14 protein-coding genes are annotated in these 15,841 nt (G+C 69.4%); 13 read left to right on the top strand and 1 reads right to left on the bottom strand.

The window, feature by feature from the left end:
- Positions 1-17: 17 nt before the first annotated feature.
- The gene (locus BLQ63_RS20195) at positions 18-725 is read left to right on the top strand and encodes a hypothetical protein (RefSeq protein WP_091039332.1); all 708 of its coding nucleotides are present in this window, start codon (positions 18-20) and stop codon (positions 723-725) included.
- 97 nt (positions 726-822) lie between these two features.
- On the opposite strand, the gene BLQ63_RS20200 is transcribed toward BLQ63_RS20195, so the two are convergent.
- Positions 823-1,332, bottom strand: a complete 510-nt coding sequence (locus tag BLQ63_RS20200) for an Lrp/AsnC family transcriptional regulator (RefSeq protein WP_091039333.1) — start codon at positions 1,330-1,332, stop codon at positions 823-825.
- Between the two features lie 89 nt (positions 1,333-1,421).
- On the opposite strand from BLQ63_RS20200, the gene BLQ63_RS20205 reads away from it, so the two are divergent.
- The 12 genes from BLQ63_RS20205 (at position 1,422) to BLQ63_RS20260 (ending at position 15,778) form a co-directional block, all read left to right on the top strand.
- Positions 1,422-2,639, top strand: coding sequence for an MFS transporter (locus BLQ63_RS20205; RefSeq protein ID WP_143015007.1), 1,218 nt, complete (start codon positions 1,422-1,424; stop codon positions 2,637-2,639).
- 359 nt (positions 2,640-2,998) lie between these two features.
- The gene (locus BLQ63_RS20210) at positions 2,999-3,667 is read left to right on the top strand and encodes a DUF624 domain-containing protein (RefSeq protein WP_177155028.1); all 669 of its coding nucleotides are present in this window, start codon (positions 2,999-3,001) and stop codon (positions 3,665-3,667) included.
- A gap of 69 nt (positions 3,668-3,736) precedes the next feature.
- Positions 3,737-5,272 carry an extracellular solute-binding protein gene (locus BLQ63_RS20215; protein ID WP_091039336.1) on the top strand — a complete coding sequence of 512 codons (1,536 nt, stop codon included), beginning with the start codon at positions 3,737-3,739 and terminating at the stop codon, positions 5,270-5,272.
- Positions 5,273-5,351: 79 nt separating this feature from the next.
- On the top strand, positions 5,352-6,323 hold the full coding sequence (locus tag BLQ63_RS20220; protein ID WP_091039337.1) for an ABC transporter permease: 972 nt from the start codon (positions 5,352-5,354) through the stop codon (positions 6,321-6,323).
- Positions 6,323-7,222, top strand: a complete 900-nt coding sequence (locus BLQ63_RS20225; RefSeq protein ID WP_091039338.1) for a carbohydrate ABC transporter permease — start codon at positions 6,323-6,325, stop codon at positions 7,220-7,222. The genes BLQ63_RS20220 and BLQ63_RS20225 overlap by 1 nt, the downstream gene beginning before the upstream one ends.
- Entirely contained in the window at positions 7,222-7,926 is a 705-nt protein-coding gene (locus BLQ63_RS20230; protein WP_091039339.1) for a rhamnogalacturonan acetylesterase, read from the top strand. Before BLQ63_RS20225 ends, BLQ63_RS20230 begins: the two co-directional genes overlap by 1 nt.
- Entirely contained in the window at positions 7,908-8,582 is a 675-nt protein-coding gene (locus BLQ63_RS20235) for a DUF1961 family protein (protein ID WP_091039340.1), read from the top strand. Before BLQ63_RS20230 ends, BLQ63_RS20235 begins: the two co-directional genes overlap by 19 nt.
- Positions 8,579-11,218: an exo-rhamnogalacturonan lyase family protein gene (locus BLQ63_RS20240; RefSeq protein WP_218125376.1), complete on the top strand. Its 2,640-nt coding sequence runs from the start codon at positions 8,579-8,581 to the stop codon at positions 11,216-11,218. The genes BLQ63_RS20235 and BLQ63_RS20240 overlap by 4 nt, the downstream gene beginning before the upstream one ends.
- Before the next feature lie 75 nt (positions 11,219-11,293).
- Positions 11,294-13,135, top strand: coding sequence for an RICIN domain-containing protein (locus BLQ63_RS20245; protein WP_143015008.1), 1,842 nt, complete (start codon positions 11,294-11,296; stop codon positions 13,133-13,135).
- Positions 13,136-13,339: 204 nt separating this feature from the next.
- Complete coding sequence (locus BLQ63_RS20250) at positions 13,340-13,774, top strand: CBS domain-containing protein (RefSeq protein WP_091039342.1); 435 nt, start codon at positions 13,340-13,342, stop codon at positions 13,772-13,774.
- Between the two features lie 387 nt (positions 13,775-14,161).
- On the top strand, positions 14,162-14,812 hold the full coding sequence (locus BLQ63_RS20255; RefSeq protein ID WP_091039343.1) for a DUF4360 domain-containing protein: 651 nt from the start codon (positions 14,162-14,164) through the stop codon (positions 14,810-14,812).
- 315 nt (positions 14,813-15,127) lie between these two features.
- Entirely contained in the window at positions 15,128-15,778 is a 651-nt protein-coding gene (locus BLQ63_RS20260; RefSeq protein ID WP_177155029.1) for a DUF4360 domain-containing protein, read from the top strand.
- Positions 15,779-15,841: the final 63 nt, after the last annotated feature.

Here is a 15,841-nt window from a genome sequence, read left to right on the forward strand (position 1 = left end):
CGCCTGGAGGGCCGCCCATGACGCCCGTCTCCGACGCCGGCGAGGTCGCCGTGATCGAGCGCGTGCGGCCGCGCGACGTGGTCCTGTTCGCGATCACCGCGGCGGCGCTCGCGGCCGCGCCGTGGATGCTGATCAGCGCGGGATCCGATCCGGTCGCCTACCGCAATGCGACCGGAGGCGACAGCGAGGCGCCGATCTGGTTGGGAGTGGTGGTCCCGCTCGTCCCGCTGCTGGTCTGGTCGGGGATCAAGGCCTACCACCTGACGCGGCGTCCGGTCGCGGCGATCGCGGGCCCGGGCGGTATTCGCCTGTTCTCCGAGGACTCGGGCGGGATGTACGCGCGGTTCCGCGAGCCCGACGTCGACCTCCCCTGGGAGGAGGTCGAGCGGGTGGTGGTGTGGCGGCTGCGAACCAGGCCGGCGTGGCTGTTCCCGGCCTGGGAGTCCCGTGTGGGCGTGGAGAAGACGACCGACCGGTACGGTGTCACGCAGCGAGGGCCCACTGAGGCTCAGCGCCGGAGCAGGGAGGCCCGGCCGGACGGCTCTCCGGTGCGTCTGGGGTCCATGCTCAACTCGCGCAGCGTCCGCCTCTCGCCGCGCGGGGCGGTTCGGATCGCCGAGGCCGCCGCGCGTTTCGCGCCGGGCGTCGAGGTCGCCGACGAGCGCTTCCACGGCAGGTCGGAGACCCTCGGCCCGAAGCCCTCCCGCGACCGCAGGACGTACTGAGACCCGCCGAAGCCATCGAGGCCCGTGCGGATCGAGCAGGTCGTTCATCGCAGCGGAGGAGGCGTCGTCGATGAACCGGGCGAACGCCGCATCCGCGTCACCGGCCGGTGCCCGTCCAGCCGTCCGCGCCGCTCACGTCCCGGTCGGCGGTGACGGGGGTGAGCGGCCGGTCCTCGTACGGCGTGGACAGCACGATGTGGGTGCGCATCTCGCCGTGCTCGCCGAGCTGCTCGATGAGCCCTTCGAGATGGACCAGGGACGCGGCGCGGACCTTGAGCATCGTGCAGTGCTCGCCGCTGAGCTTGTGAACCTCGGTGATCTCGGGAAAGTCGTCGGCGGCGGCGGTCTTGAGCAGGCACCGGCTGAGCTTGCAGCGCAACTGGATGAACGCCATCATCGGCTGGCCGGCCTTGGCGGGGGCGACGCGCGCCGCGTACCCGGCGATGACCCCGGACTCCTCGAGCCGCCGCACCCGCTCGGCGACCGCCGGCGCCGAGAGGTGGATCCGGCGGCTCAGCTCGTTGAACGACAAGCGGGCGTCGGCCTGGAGTTCGGCGAGGATCTTCCAGTCCACATCGTCGAGTTCCGGTGATCGAGAGGTGTTCATCGAAAATGCCTTTCGCTCGCTAAGCGGATGGGCCGCATACCGTGCCATCGCCCATTCAAATCGGCGCTCCAGGCTTCTAACCTCGGCCTATGCAAAAATACGGTACCGCTGCGACGCTGGACGAGTCCGATCGCGCGGACATGCGGAGCCCCGCGATGCGGACGCTGCGGGCGGCGTGCGCGGTGGGCGGCCTCGCACAGTCGCTGACCGGCGCGGCCGGGGCGCTGCTCGCCCTCGAGATGACCGGATCCGCGTCCTCCGCCGGACTGCCGCAGACCGTACTGGTCGCGGGATCGGCCCTGGCGGCGGCGATCGCGTCGCGCCTGGCGGTGCCGTTCGGGCGACGGCGGACGCTCGCGTCCGGTGCGGCGGCCGCGACGGCGGGCTCGGCCGTCGTCGCAACCGGCGCCCTGGTCTCGTCGCTCGCGCTCGTCCTCGGCGGCTGCGCGCTGCTCGGCGCGGGGACCGCGGTCGTGATGCTGATCCGGTACGCGGCCGCGGAGCAGGTACCGGAGTCCCTGCGACCCAAGGCCATGGCCTCGGTGCTGACCGCGACCACGATCGGGGCGGTCGCGGGGCCGAACCTGCTCGCCCCCGCGAGCCGCGCCGCCGAGCACTTCGACCTGCCGGGCCTCGCCGGGCCGTTCCTGCTCGGCGGGTCGGCCTTCGCGCTCACGGTCGCCATGCTGCTCGCCGGCCTGCGTTCCGCGCCGCCGCCGGTCCTCGAACCGGCGCCGAAGACCGAGCCGGGCCGCTTTCATTCGGCCACAACGGGACTGGCCGTCCTCACGCTCTCCAATCTGGTCATGGTCGGCGTGATGACGATGGCGCCGGTGCAGATGAGCGGGCACGGCGGCGGACTCGGACTGATCGGCCTCGTCATCAGCGTCCACATCATCGGCATGTTCGCGCCGTCGGCGCTGAGCGCGCTGCTCGTGCAGCGCATCGGGGCGGCCCCGACCGCGGCGCTGGCCGGCTGCGCGATGGCCGCGGCCTGCGCGTTCGCGGCGGCCGCCGCGTCCTCGCACTGGGCGCTCGGGATCGCGATGGCGGCCTTGGGCGTCGGCTGGAATCTCGGACTGGTCTCCGGCAGCGCGATGCTGACCGCGTCGGTGCCGCGGGAGGTGCGCGTCAAACGGGAGGGGCTCGGCGAAGTGGGCATGGGCGCGGCCGCGGCGGCGGGAGGCCTGGCGTGCGGCCCCCTGGTGGCCTCCGGCGGATACGTCGCGCTCGCCATGGCCGGCGCCGTCGCGGCGGCCCTCATCCCGACCCTGGCCGTCTCGGCGACGCCGAAGCGGCCCGATTGAACCGATTCAACTCGGGCGGCTCCTCCGCACACCGCATCCCGACCCTCCATCCGGTGTCTTGACGAGAGAATCCCCTTGTCGCACAGCAATAGTCACCCGGATCGATGGTCGGTCGACAGTGGAGGCCCTCCGGGTGCCGATCACGAGCCCAGATCGGTCGGTGACAGCCCGTTCGATGGTTTTTCACGTGGCACCGGGCCCACCGTTGACGAACGGGTGATCGTTAACTATTGTGTCAATCACATTTGAATCCTTTCAAATACTTGGATCCTTCGTGCCGTCCCTCAACGGCACCGCAACCGACCGCCGGTCGACCTGTTGTCGACCCGAACGCATCGACGAAGATGTGGGGAGCACGCATGACGACGCTGGACACCCCTCGCGGCCCGGCGGCACCCGACCGCCCCGTCCGCGACGGCTCACGAGTGGAGCGCTGGTACGGCCGACTCGACGCGATCGCGTACGTCGGCCTGCTGAACCTGCTGGTGATCGCCTTCTCCCTGGCGGGCGGGATCGTCCTCGGCTGGGCCCCCGCGCTGTCCGCCGCGACCTCGTGCAGCCGCGCCCGCCTGCGGGGCGAGGCCCAGAAACCGCTGCGCGCCTTCGCGACGCAGTGGCGCCGCCGCTTCCTCCACGCCAACCTCCTCGCCGCGCCGTCCGCCGCCGCGCTCGCCTGCCTCGGGGTGAGCCTCGCGGCCCTGTCAGGGCGGCCCGGCACGGGCGGCCTCCAGATCGCGCTCGCGGCCGCGGCCGCCGTCTGCCTCGCGCACCTCGTGCTCGCGTTGACGATGGACGCCCACTACGACCTGCGGCGCGCGCAGTGCATCCGCCTGGCCTGGGCGTTCCTCGTCAGGTTCCCCGGAGCGCCGCTCCTGCTCATCGCGACCACCGCGCTCGTCGCCGCGATCACCGGATTCGTGCCCGGGCTGCTGCCCGTGCTCTCCATCGGCGTGTGGGTGCACCTGTGCACCGCGCTCTGCCTCTCCTTCTACGCCGCGAACGACCGGAACCTCCCGGGCGCGGACTGACCGCGCCGGCGGCGACGCCGACGCGAACACACCGGTAACCGAGAAAATCCCCTTCCGAAAGGACCCCCGATGCCAGTACTCCCCACGACGGTGAGCAAGCGCATACCACTTGCCGTCCTCGCCGCCGGCAGCCTCGTGCTCGGCGCCTGCTCCGACGGCGGCGCCAGCCAAGAGCCGCTGGAATCGCTGACCATCATGGCCCCGTTCTTCTCCCCGACGCCGCCCGGCGAGGACGACCCGATCGACGAGGCGCTCAGCGAGATCGCCGGCCTCGACCTCAGCGTCCAATGGGTGCCCAACAGCGACTACGGCGCCAAGACCAACACCGTCCTCGCCGGCGACGACATCCCCGACGTCATGGTCATCCAGGGCAAGGACCAGGCCTTCGTCCAGACCGCCGAGGCCGGCGGGTTCTGGGACCTCACCGAGCACCTCGCCTCCGGCGACTACCCGAACCTCGTCACCGAGAACCCCGAGGTCCAGGAGGCCTCCAGCGTCAACGGCAAGGTCTACGGCGTCTACCGCGCCCGCGACGTCATCCGCGCCAGCGTGATCGTCCGCCAGGACTGGCTCGACAACCTGGGCCTGGCGCTGCCGGAGACCACCGACGACCTCTACGAGCTCGCGCGCGCCTTCACCGAGGACGACCCCGACGGCAACGGCGAGGACGACACCTACGGCATGATCAACCCCGCCTGGGGCGGGCTCGGCAACGGCAGCCCCTACGACGCCATGGAGGTCTGGCACGGCTCGGGCAACCTGTGGCGCGACGAGGGCGGCGAACTCGTCCCCTCCTTCACCACCCCCGAGTGGAACCAGGCCCTCCAGTACGAGCGGGACCTCGTCCAGAACGGCTACGTCAACCCCGACTACGCCACGATGGACCCCGCCACCTGGAACGAGCCGTTCCTCAACGGCGAGGGCGGCATCATCCTCGACGTCCAGTCCCGGGCCATCGAACTGGTCAAGCTCTTCAAGGAGCAGGACCCCGAGAACTTCGACCAGTACGTCGCGCTCGGCGGCCAGCTCGACGGACCCAACGGCACCTTCGCGATGCCCACCGCCGGATACTCCGGCTTCCTCGCCGTACCCCGCTCCGGAGTGCAGAACGAGGACCAGCTCAAGCAGGTCCTCACGGCCCTCAACGAGCTGAACACCACCGAGGCGCAGAACCTCATGAACCACGGCATCGAAGGCGACAACTACACCCTCGAGGAGGGCGGCGTCGTCTTCGACCCCGCGAAGCAGGACTTCACCGACCAGGTGACCGGGGCCTGGGCCCAGCTCGGCACGAACGTCGCCGGTTACAACGCCCACCCGTTCCAGCGGGAGACCGAGTTCGAGACGGCGCTGGACCAGCTCCGCCTCGACCTCATGGCCGAGGACGTGGCGAACGCCGTCTACAACCCCGCCGCCGGGTTCGTCTCCCCGACGTACACGACCAGCGGCGCGCAACTCGACACGATCATCGTGGACGCCCGGATTCAGTACATCGCCGGGCAGATCGACGACGCCGGACTCCAGGCGGCCATCGAGACGTGGCGGTCCAGCGGCGGCGACGACGTGATCCAAGAGGTCAACGACCTCTACGCCGAACTGAACTGACCCGACGACGCGGGGCCGGCCTCGGTGAAGTCTGCGAGCCGTGGCCGGCCCCGCACCCCGACCCCCCAAGGAGACTGCGATGACGACCGCCCTCGAGGTCGACCGCGAACCACCGGGCGCGCGGACCCCGCGCACGCCCGCCCGCCGGCGGCGCTTCCGGGCCGACGCCGTCCGTTACCGGTGGCTGTTCTTCCTGATGCTGCCGGGCATCCTCTACTTCGTCCTGTTCCGGTTCTGGCCCATGTACGGGGCCCGGATCGCGTTCAAGAACTACATCCCGTTCCTGGGCATCGAAGGCAGCGAGTGGGTCGGCCTGACCCACTTCCAGGAGTTCCTGTCCAACCCCGACTTCCCGCGGCTGCTCCAGAACACGCTGATCGTCGCCGGACTCAGCCTCTTCATCGCCTTCCCCCTCACCATCGTGCTGGCCCTGCTGCTCAACGAGCTGCGCCTCAACATCCTCAAGCGCACGGTGCAGACCCTCGTGTACATCCCGCACTTCCTGTCGTGGACCGTCGTCGTCTCGATCACCGCGCTGCTGTTCGCCATCGGCAACGGACCCTTGTGGACGTTCTTCGGCTGGCTGCTCGGCACGGACGCCAACATGCTCGCCGACCCCGACTGGTTCAGGCCGCTCATCCTCATGCAGGAGGTCTGGAAGAACACCGGCTGGGGCACGATCATCTTCCTCGCGGCGCTCGCCGGCGTCGACCAGGAGCAGTACGAGGCGGCCGTCATCGACGGCGCCGGGCGCTGGCAGCGCGTCTGGCACATCACGATCCCCTCGATCCTCCCCACGATCGTGGTGCTGCTCATCCTCCAGACGGGCCAGATCCTCAACACCGGGTTCGAGCAGATCTACCTGATGTCGAACTCGCTGAACCGCACCGTCGCCGACGTCTTCGACACCTACGTCTACTTCGCGGGCATCGAGCAGGGCGCCTACAGCTACGCCACGGCGGTGGGCCTGTTCAAGGCGATCGTCGGGCTCGTCCTCATCTTCGGCACCAACTGGCTCGCCAAGCGCTTCAACCAGCAGGGGATCTTCTGATGACACTGTTGAAAAAGGCCCAGTCGACCCACAAGCGGTTCAACACCCGCGCCGGACGCGCGTTCGACGTCCTCAACATCGTGCTGCTGACCGGGGTGGGACTGCTCGCCATCCTGCCGTTCGTGTACGTGCTCGCCGGCTCCTTCGCGACCGAACTCGAGATCACCACCCGGCCGTTCTTCGTGTGGCCCAACGAGTTCACCACCGCCTCGTACGAGTCGATCCTGTCCTCGGACGTGATCGTGCGGGCGTTCGCCACCACCGTGGCCGTCACCTTCGTCGGCACGGCCGTCCAGCTGGCGCTCACGGTGCTCATGGCCTACCCGCTGGCGAAGCCGGACCTCCCCGGCCGCCGCACCATCCTCAGCCTCGTCGTCTTCACCATGGTCTTCAGCGCCGGCATGATCCCGACGTTCCTCGTGGTCAAGGACCTCGGCCTGCTCGACTCCTACTGGTCGCTGATCCTGCCCATGGCGATCAACCCGTTCAGCCTCATCATCATCAAGAACTTCTTCCAGCAGCTCCCGCACGAGCTGGAGGAGTCCGCCAAGATCGACGGCGCGAACGAGCTCCAAGTACTGCGGCACGTGGTCATCCCGCTGTCCAAACCCGTCCTTGCCACGTTCGCCCTGTTCTACGCCGTCGGCATCTGGAACGACTACCTCTCGCCCCTGCTGTACCTCAGCGACACCTCCAAATGGACGCTCCAGATGATCCTGCGCCAGGTCACGGCCGCCGCCTCGCTCTCGGCGGACGAGCTGAACTCCGACGTGCCGCCCCCGGCCCAGGGCATCAAGTTCGCCGTGGTCATCATCGCGACGATCCCGGTGCTCCTGGCCTACCCGTTCCTCCAGAAACACTTCGCGAAAGGCATGCTCATCGGGAGCGTGAAGGGCTGATGACGATCCACCTCGCCGGCGACTCCACCGTCGCCCCCACCGACAACGGCGCCACCTCCGGCCGCCCCGACCTGCCCCTCCTCGGATGGGGCGACGAACTCGCCCGGTTCACCGACGAGCCCGTGCACAACCGCGCCGTCGGCGGCGCCACCACGAAGTCCTTCCGCGACGAAGGGCACTGGGAGAAGGTCACCGCACGGCTCCGCCCCGGCGACACCGTCGTGATCCAGTTCGGCCACAACGACCAGAAGGAACCCGAGACACTGGCCGCCGACGACGGCTACCGCCTGCGGCTCACCGGGTTCGTCACCGAGGTCCGGCGGGCCGCGGCGCGGCCCGTCCTTGCCACGAGCGTCGAACGGCGCATGTTCGACGAGACCGGGAAGCTGCAGTACTCCCACGGCCCCTACCCGGCCGCCGTCCGCGCCCTCGGCCGCGAGCTCGACGTGCCGGTCGTCGACCTCAACGTGTTCACCCGCTGGCTCTACACCTGGCTCGGCGAATCGGCGTCGGCCGAGCTGTTCGTCCACGGCGCGGCCGCCGCACGCGGCATCGAAGTCGACGCGGCCCTTGCCAAGGACAACACCCACTTCACGACCGCGGGAGCCGCCGCCGTCGCGCGGTTCGTCGCCGAAGCGCTGCACGCCGTCGACGGCGTCGGCGACGACCAAGAGCCCCTCGGCAAATGGCTGGTCCGGCCTTGAACGTCTACCGCAACCCGCTCGCCGCACCCGCGGACCTCGACGGCTGGACGGCCGAGGGCCCCGTCGCGATCGAGCACTCCGACGGCGGCACGGTGCTGTCCAGCGCCGCGGACGAGGCCGCCCTCATCGCCGCCGGGCGCGGCGACCGAGCCCACTTCACCCTCTGGTGCCCCGAGGAGTTCGGCCCCGACATCGCGATCTCCTGGGACTTCCGGCCGCTGTCCGGCGACGGCCTCGCGATGCTCTTCTTCGCCGCGACCGGCACCGCCGGACGCGACCTGTTCGACCCCGCGCTCGCGCCGCGCACCGGCCGCTACCCGCAGTACCACTCGGGCGACGTGTCCGCGCTGCACGTCTCCTACCTGCGCCGCAAATGGCCCGACGAGCGCCGCTTCCACACCTGCAACCTGCGCAAGAGCCCCGGATTCCATCTGGTCGCGCAGGGCGCCGACCCGCTGCCCGGCCCCGAGGACGCCGACCGCCACTACCGCGTGAGCGTCGTCAAGCGCGGCCGCGAGGTGTCCTTCGCGATCGACGGCCTGCGGCTGTTCACGTTCCACGACCCAGAACCGCTGGGGGAGGGACGCATCGGCCTGCGCCAGATGTCCCCCCTCGTCGCCCTCTACCGCAACCTCGAGGTGACCGCACTCCCATGACGACCACGCGAACCGACACCGCTCCCATTGACGTCCCCCTGCGCTGGCTCGACGACACCGACCCCGACCTGTCGATCGGCGGTGTCACCTGCGGCGTCCCGCTCGCACCGGGCGCCGTCGCCGATGCGGCCGGCCTGGCCGTCGTCGACGCCTCCGGCACCCCTGTGCCCGCCCAGACCTGGCCGCTCGCCACCTGGCCCGACGGCACCGTCAAATGGGCCGGCGTCGCCCTCGGCGCGGGCGAACCCGCGGACGGCTACCGGGTCGTGACCGGCCCACCGACCTCTCCTGCGGTCCGTGTCACCGTGACCACAGTGGACGGCGGCATCGCGATCGACACCGGCGCATGCCGAGTGATCCTGTCCGACCACGGACCCGACCTCATCCGCTCCCTGCGCATCGGCGACACCGAGGCGGCCTCCTCGGGCCGCCTGATCTCCAGCCGCCAGGACCACCCTGAGTCCGACGTGCGCGGCCGCACCCACGCGGTCGGCCACGTCACCGGCTGCGTCGTCGAACAGGACGGACCGCTGCGCGCCGTCGTGCGCGTCACCGGCGTCCACCGCGACGAGGCCGGCGACCGCGCATGGCTGCCGTTCACGGTGCGGCTGGTGTTCGCCGCCGGAGCGGCGACGTTCCGGCTCGTCCACTCCTTCGTCTGGGACGGCGACCCCGAGCGCGACTTCCTCAGCTCGCTCGGCCTGCGCTTCACGGTGCCGCTGCGCGCCGCATGGCACGACCGGCACGTGCGCCTCGCGGGCGCCGACGGCGGGTTCCTGCGCGAGGCCGTGCGCGGGCTGACCGGCATGCGCCGCGACCCCGGCCCCGAGGTCCGCGCCGCGCAACTCGACGGGCGGGCCACGCCCCCGCCCGCCGAATGGGAGAACGACGTCGAGCGGCTCTCGCGCTGGATCCCGGGCTGGGCCGACTACTCGCTGCGCCAGCTCACCGCCAACGGCTTCACCGTCCACAAGCGCACCGCCGCCCCACGGCCGTGGATCGACGTCGCCCAGGGCACGCGCGCGGACGGCCTCGCCTACATCGGCGACGTCTCCGGCGGACTCGCCGTCGGGCTCACCGGGTTCTGGCAGTCACACCCCACGGGCCTCGACGTGCGCTCCGCCGACACCGACGCGGCGACGCTGACCGCCTGGCTGTGGTCGCCCGACGCCGCCCCGATGGACCTGCGGTTCTACCACGACGGCCTCGGCCAGGAGGACTACACCGACCAGCTCGACGCCCTCGAGATCACCTACGAGGACTACGAGCCCGGCTTCGGTACGGCCCACGGCATCGGCCGCACCCACGAGCTCACGATCACGCCGTTCGCGTCCACGCCACCCGTCACCGAGCTGGCGCGCCTCGCCCGCGGGACCGCCCTGCGCCCGCAGCTCGCGCCCACCCCACAGGCCCTCCACAGCGCCCGCGTCCTCGGGGACTGGGACCTCCCCGACCGCACCGATCCGCGGCGCGCCCCGCTCGAGGACCGGCTCGACTTCCTGCTCGACTTCTACGTCGGCCAGGTCGACCAGCGGTCCTGGTACGGATTCTGGAACTTCGGCGACGTCATGCACGCCTACGACACCGACCGGCACACCTGGCGCTACGACGTCGGCGGGTACGCGTGGGACAACTCCGAGCTGTCGCCCGACCTGTGGCTGTGGACCTCGTTCCTGCGCACGGGACGCGCCGACGTGTTCCGCCTCGCCGAGCGCATGACCCGCCACACCGGGGACGTGGACGTCTACCACGCCGGCCCCTGGCAGGGACTCGGCACCAGGCACAACGTCCAGCACTGGGGTTGCAGCGCAAAGCAGCTGCGCATCTCCACGCCCGCCTACCGCAGGATCCACCACTTCCTCACCGGCGACGAGCACACCCGCGACCTCATGCTGGAGCTGCGCGACTCCGACACGACCTTCCTCGCGATCGACCCCACCCGCAAGGTGCGGGCGGACGCCGCCACCTACCGGCCGGAGCGCCGGGCGCTCGCCGTCGGGCTCGGGACCGACTGGAGCGCGCTCGCGGCGACCTGGCTGGCGGACTGGGAGATCACCGGGAACGAGCGCTCGCGCGACCGCCTCCTCGGCACGATGCGCGACATCGGCGCGCTGCCGCACGGCTTCTTCACTGGTGAAGCCCTGTACGACCTGGACGCGGGCCGGTTCGACACCGCGCGCGAGCGCGTCTCCGTCTCGCACCTGTCGGCCGTGTTCGGCCTGGTCGAAGTGTGCAGCGAACTCGTGGCCCTGATCGACGCCGGGCTGGCCGAGGCCCCCGGCTTCAAGGAGGCCTGGCTCCAGTACTGCCGGCTCTACCTGGCCGCGCCCGACGACCAGCGCGCCGAACTGGGGGTCGCGCCGTCGGGCATCCACCTGGAGCAGGCGCACTCCCGACTGGCGGCGTTCGCGGCGAACCGCCTGGGCGACGACGCGCTCGCCGACCGCGCCTGGCGGGCGTACTTCGACGGCGGTGAGTTCATGGGGGAGGAGGCGTTCCAGGCGGTGCGCATCCTGCCTCCGGAGGTCCTGTCCCCAGTGGACGAGGCGCGCACGTTGTCCACCAACGACGCCGCGCAGTGCGGCCTCGCCACGATCCAGAACCTGGCGCTCATCGGAGGTCGACTCCCGCAGTAGCCCTCCTGAGCGAGTTTCGTTGCGTGACGCTATGAGTGGGTTTACACGGGCTCAGTAATATGTTACATATTACCAATGAACCCTCGAACCACAACGCTCAGAACGAGAGCGGGCGGCACGGCGGCCGCGACGCTCGTGCTCGCCTCCATGTTCATGGGCGCGAGTCCGGCCCTCGCGCAATCCCAAGCCCCGGTGGCGATCCCGGTCGACGAAGACGGGATCGTCGCCACCGACCCCGCGTTCGACGGACCGCAGGTCACCGAGGTCCGCGTCATCAACGAAGGCGAGTTCCTGGAGGTCTACTGGGACCGCTACGTCGACGAGGAGGCGGTCGTCAGCCCGGACAACCTCACGCTGACCAACGGCGACACGGAGATCGACCTTCAAGTGAAGCCGCCCACGGGCGCCACCGACACGATCTTCTTCGACAAGGACAACAAGCAGATCGCGGGCACCGAGGCGAACAGCATGGCCCGCCTGCCCGAAGACCTCCACCTGGCGAGCGTCGCCTACACGGGCGCCATCGACCTCGACGAGCCCCTGACGCTGACCGTCGACGGCTCGAACATCGCGGACGCGGAGGGCCGAGAGGCCAAGGACGCCACGTACACCGGCGTGCCGCTGCTCGACTACTACACCCAGTCGGTCACGACCGCGACCGGCATCGAGGTGAAGGCGAATCCGAACGTCGACCCCGCAACGCTCGACCTCGCCGCCGCCCAGATCGACGTACAGCTCGCCAAGGGCGACAACGGCATCGCCGATACCATGACCGACTACGGCTGCTCGCTCGCGGTGTACGCCGCGCGCGAGAACGCCTATCTCGTCCCCGAGCACCGGGGCGGGTACAACCCGGAGTCGTACGACGTCGAAGGCTTCGGCGGCAGCACCTGGAACGACTGCGTCTCCTCGATCTCCGAGCGGAACGTGCTCCGGACCCGCGACAACGAGAACCCGTTCCTCAACACCGCCTACCGCAACGAGAACATCCTGATCCACGAGTTCGGGCACGCGGTGCGCCTCGTCGGCATCGAGACGCACGACGACGCGTCCCTGTCCGACGAGCTCTACGCCGTCTACGAGAACGCCTACAACACCGGCCTGTGGCCCAACACGTACGCGATCTCCAACATCGACGAGTACTTCGCGACGCTCTCCTCGGTCTGGTTCGACGTCATGGCGGAGAAGCCCGACTGGTCCGACGGCGTGCGCAGCCCCATCAACACCAGGGCGGAACTCCAGGCGTACGACCCCGTGGCCTACGCGTTCTTCGCGAAGGTCTACCCCGCGGACCTGATCCTGCCGGCCCCATGGGACGAACCCGCCCCGGACGAGCACCACGGCGACTACACCGAGGAACCGCAGCTGCCGCCGCGCGAGACCGCCGAGGACGTCGACTTCGACGGCGACGTCTTCCGCATCCTCACCGACAGCATCGGCACCGAGTACCAGATCGACCGGTACGCGGGCGATGCCGAGCACCCCGACCGCGACATGGTCGTCTGGGCCAAGTGGGGCGACGGCGCGTGGAACCTCGCCTACGAGGACGGGCAGTACACGATCAGCGCCGCGGACGGCAGCGGCGCCCTCGCGGCCGTGTCCCGCACTGAGGTCGCCTATCTCGGCGTCGAACCGGACGCCGACGACCGGCGCCAGCGCTGGACCTTCGTCCCCGCCACCGAGACGGCGGCGAACCCGTACGACGGGACGCTCGTCAACGCGGCGAACAGAAGGGCGCTGACCGTAGACGGTCGCACGGAGTCGGGCACCTCGATGACCCTGACCGGCCCCGAGCACGGCACGAGATGGCTGCTCGAGGACACCACCCGGACCGAAGCCCAAGGGGTGGGCGCGTTCCTCCCGCCCGGCGAGGCGGTAGAGGACTGCGAGGCACCCGAACGCCCCGCCCACCTCTAGACCGCGGATTCGCTCGCGGCGGCACGGCGTCTTCGCGACGCCGCCGTGTCGCCGCGAGCGCTCGCGCCACCGAACCGTCCACGGCTGAGAGACAGGCTGAGCACGGCCGAGGCGACCTGACTTCGTAGCGGCGATGGACCTGTTCCGGGAGGCCTGTCTGGGGTATCCTTGAAAGCTACTCGTTGCCTCATTTAGGAGGTCTCTGTGCGGATTAGTGATGTTCTGCGATCCAAAGGGTCGGCCGTGGTCACCATCCGGCCAGAGGACCCGGTCCGCACCCTGCTGGCCATGCTGTCCGAGCACAATGTGGGCGCCCTGGTCGTGAGCGCGGACGGCTCCAACGTCGCCGGCATCGTCTCGGAACGCGACGTCGCCAGGGGGTTGCACGCGGACCCCGGCCTGCTCGACGCGCCCGTCTCGCAGATCATGACCGCGAACGTGCACACCCGCATGCCGGACGACTCGATCGAGGACCTGATGGTGCTGATGACCGAGCGGCGCATCCGGCACGTCCCCGTCGTCGCCGACAGCGGCGTCCTCGTGGGCATCGTCAGCATCGGCGACGTCGTGAAAGGCCGCATCGGCCAGCTCGAGTTCGAGAAGCAGCAGCTCGAGGGCTACATCACCGGCTCGGCCTGATCCCGGAGACCGGTCGGCGCGGGGCCTCGGCATCGCCCCGCCCGCCCTTCCGCGCGTCCCTCGCAGCGCCGGCAGGCTCTGACCGCTCTGGTCGCGCGTGTCCGTCGAATCGCTGATTGAACAACGCCCTCGCTCCGACCACTATGCACACTCTTGCCTCCCTTGCCAATCTAATATGACATTCCAATATGTCTTGACTAGTTCGTCCTTTATCTATATATCTAAATACACGGATTGGGCAGTCTCGACAAAATCGGTTCCCCCGATCTCTCCCTGTCGCTGATTGGAAGCGCTCCCGTAACTCTGGTTACGCGACGCGCCGGCTCCTTTCGCCACCCGCAGTGGAGCAGTCGACGTTGATTTCCCTTATCCCAGAAAGTATTCCAAATGAGAGCTCTCCGAAAGTTCCCGCTGCTCGCAGGAGTGGTCAGTCTCGCCGCCGTCATGCTGGCCGGGCCCGCGCAGGCCGACGCCGTTCCCGCCGACGCTCCCGGCGGCAAGGTCACCGTCGAGGTCGCCACCGTCAACGGCTCCGGCTGCCCGCAAGGGACCGCCTCCGTCGCGGTCGGCCCGGGCAACACCTCCTTCACCGTGGTCTACAGCAGGTTCCTGGCCGAGGCCGGCGGCGGCGCCGACGCGGTCGACTCCCGCAAGAACTGCCAGATCAATCTGGAGGTGAACATCCCCTCGGGCTACACCTACGCGATCGCGAAGGCCGAGTACCGCGGCTTCGGCCACCTCGAACGCGGCGCCACCGGCCTGCAGCAGGCCAGCTACTACTTCACCGGCAGCTCGCAGACCACCAGCTCCGCCCACGAGCTGGAGGGTCCCTACAACGGCACCTGGCGGTTCGCCGATCAGGCCGCCGTGGACGAACTGGTCTACAAGCCGTGCGGCGAGCAGCGCAACTTCAACATCAACGCCGAGCTCCGGGTCGGCGCGGGCGACGACGCCGCGTTGACGAGCTTCATGGCGATGGACTCGACGAAGGCGAGCATCGAGACCGTCTACCACTTCGCCTGGAAGCGCTGCACCTGAGCGCGGCGCCGACCGGCGCCGACCACGAGCCGCATCCGTGCCTCTGTGTCCAGAGGCACGGATGTTCACTTTTAGCTCCAACCTCATTGGACAGACCCCTTTCAATTTGCGTGAAATCCTTGACTCATTACATATAGATGGATATAAATATGTATGGGCTAAAGGAGACGGAAAAACCCACTCCGCTCATTCGCCCTCAGGTGCTCCTCAGGAGTCCTGCCCGCCCGCTCACCTGCGGTGCAATCTCATCCGATCCCAATGCCGTCGGCCACAGGCGGGCATCGATATTCGTTCACCTCTTGAAAGGGATCCATCATGAAGTTCATCCGCAAGGCGTCGCTGCTCGTCGGGGCCATGGCCCTGGCGACAGTGGTGCTGGCGAGCCCCGCGCGGGCCGCGCACTTCACCGACGCACCTCCCGGCCAGATCGTCATCGACATCGCCACGGTCAACGGCTCGGGCTGCCCCCAGGACACGACGGCCGTCGCCGTCAACGAGGGCAACACCTCGTTCACCGTCACCTACAGCGACTACCTGGTGCAGGCCGGCGGCAACTCCGACCCCACCGACTTCCGCAAGAACTGCCAGCTCAACCTGATCGTGCACGTCCCGTCGGGCTTCACCTACGCGATCGCGAAGACCGACTACCGCGGGTTCGGGCACCTCGAGCCGGGTGCGAGCGGCATGCAGAAGGCGAGTTACTACTTCTCGGGCATGTCGCAGACCACCAGCTCGACCCACCGGCTGGCGGCGCCGCTCAGCGACAACTGGCAGTTCACCGACGAGGTCGAGGTGGACCAGGTCGTCTACAAGCCGTGCGGTGAAGAGCGCAACTTCAACATCAACACCGAACTGCGCGTGGCCGCCGGCACCGACCGCACCCTGAAGAGCTTCCTCGCGATGGACTCGACCGATGGCGACATCGAGACCGTGTTCCACTTCGCCTGGAAGCAGTGCGACCAGTAAGAACACCCCCTGAACCGCAACAGGTTCGCGCGGCCGGACGGCGCACGCCGTCCGGCCGTCGCG

Source organism: Glycomyces harbinensis (assembly GCF_900101745.1).
GTDB lineage: Bacteria > Actinomycetota > Actinomycetes > Mycobacteriales > Micromonosporaceae > Glycomyces > Glycomyces harbinensis.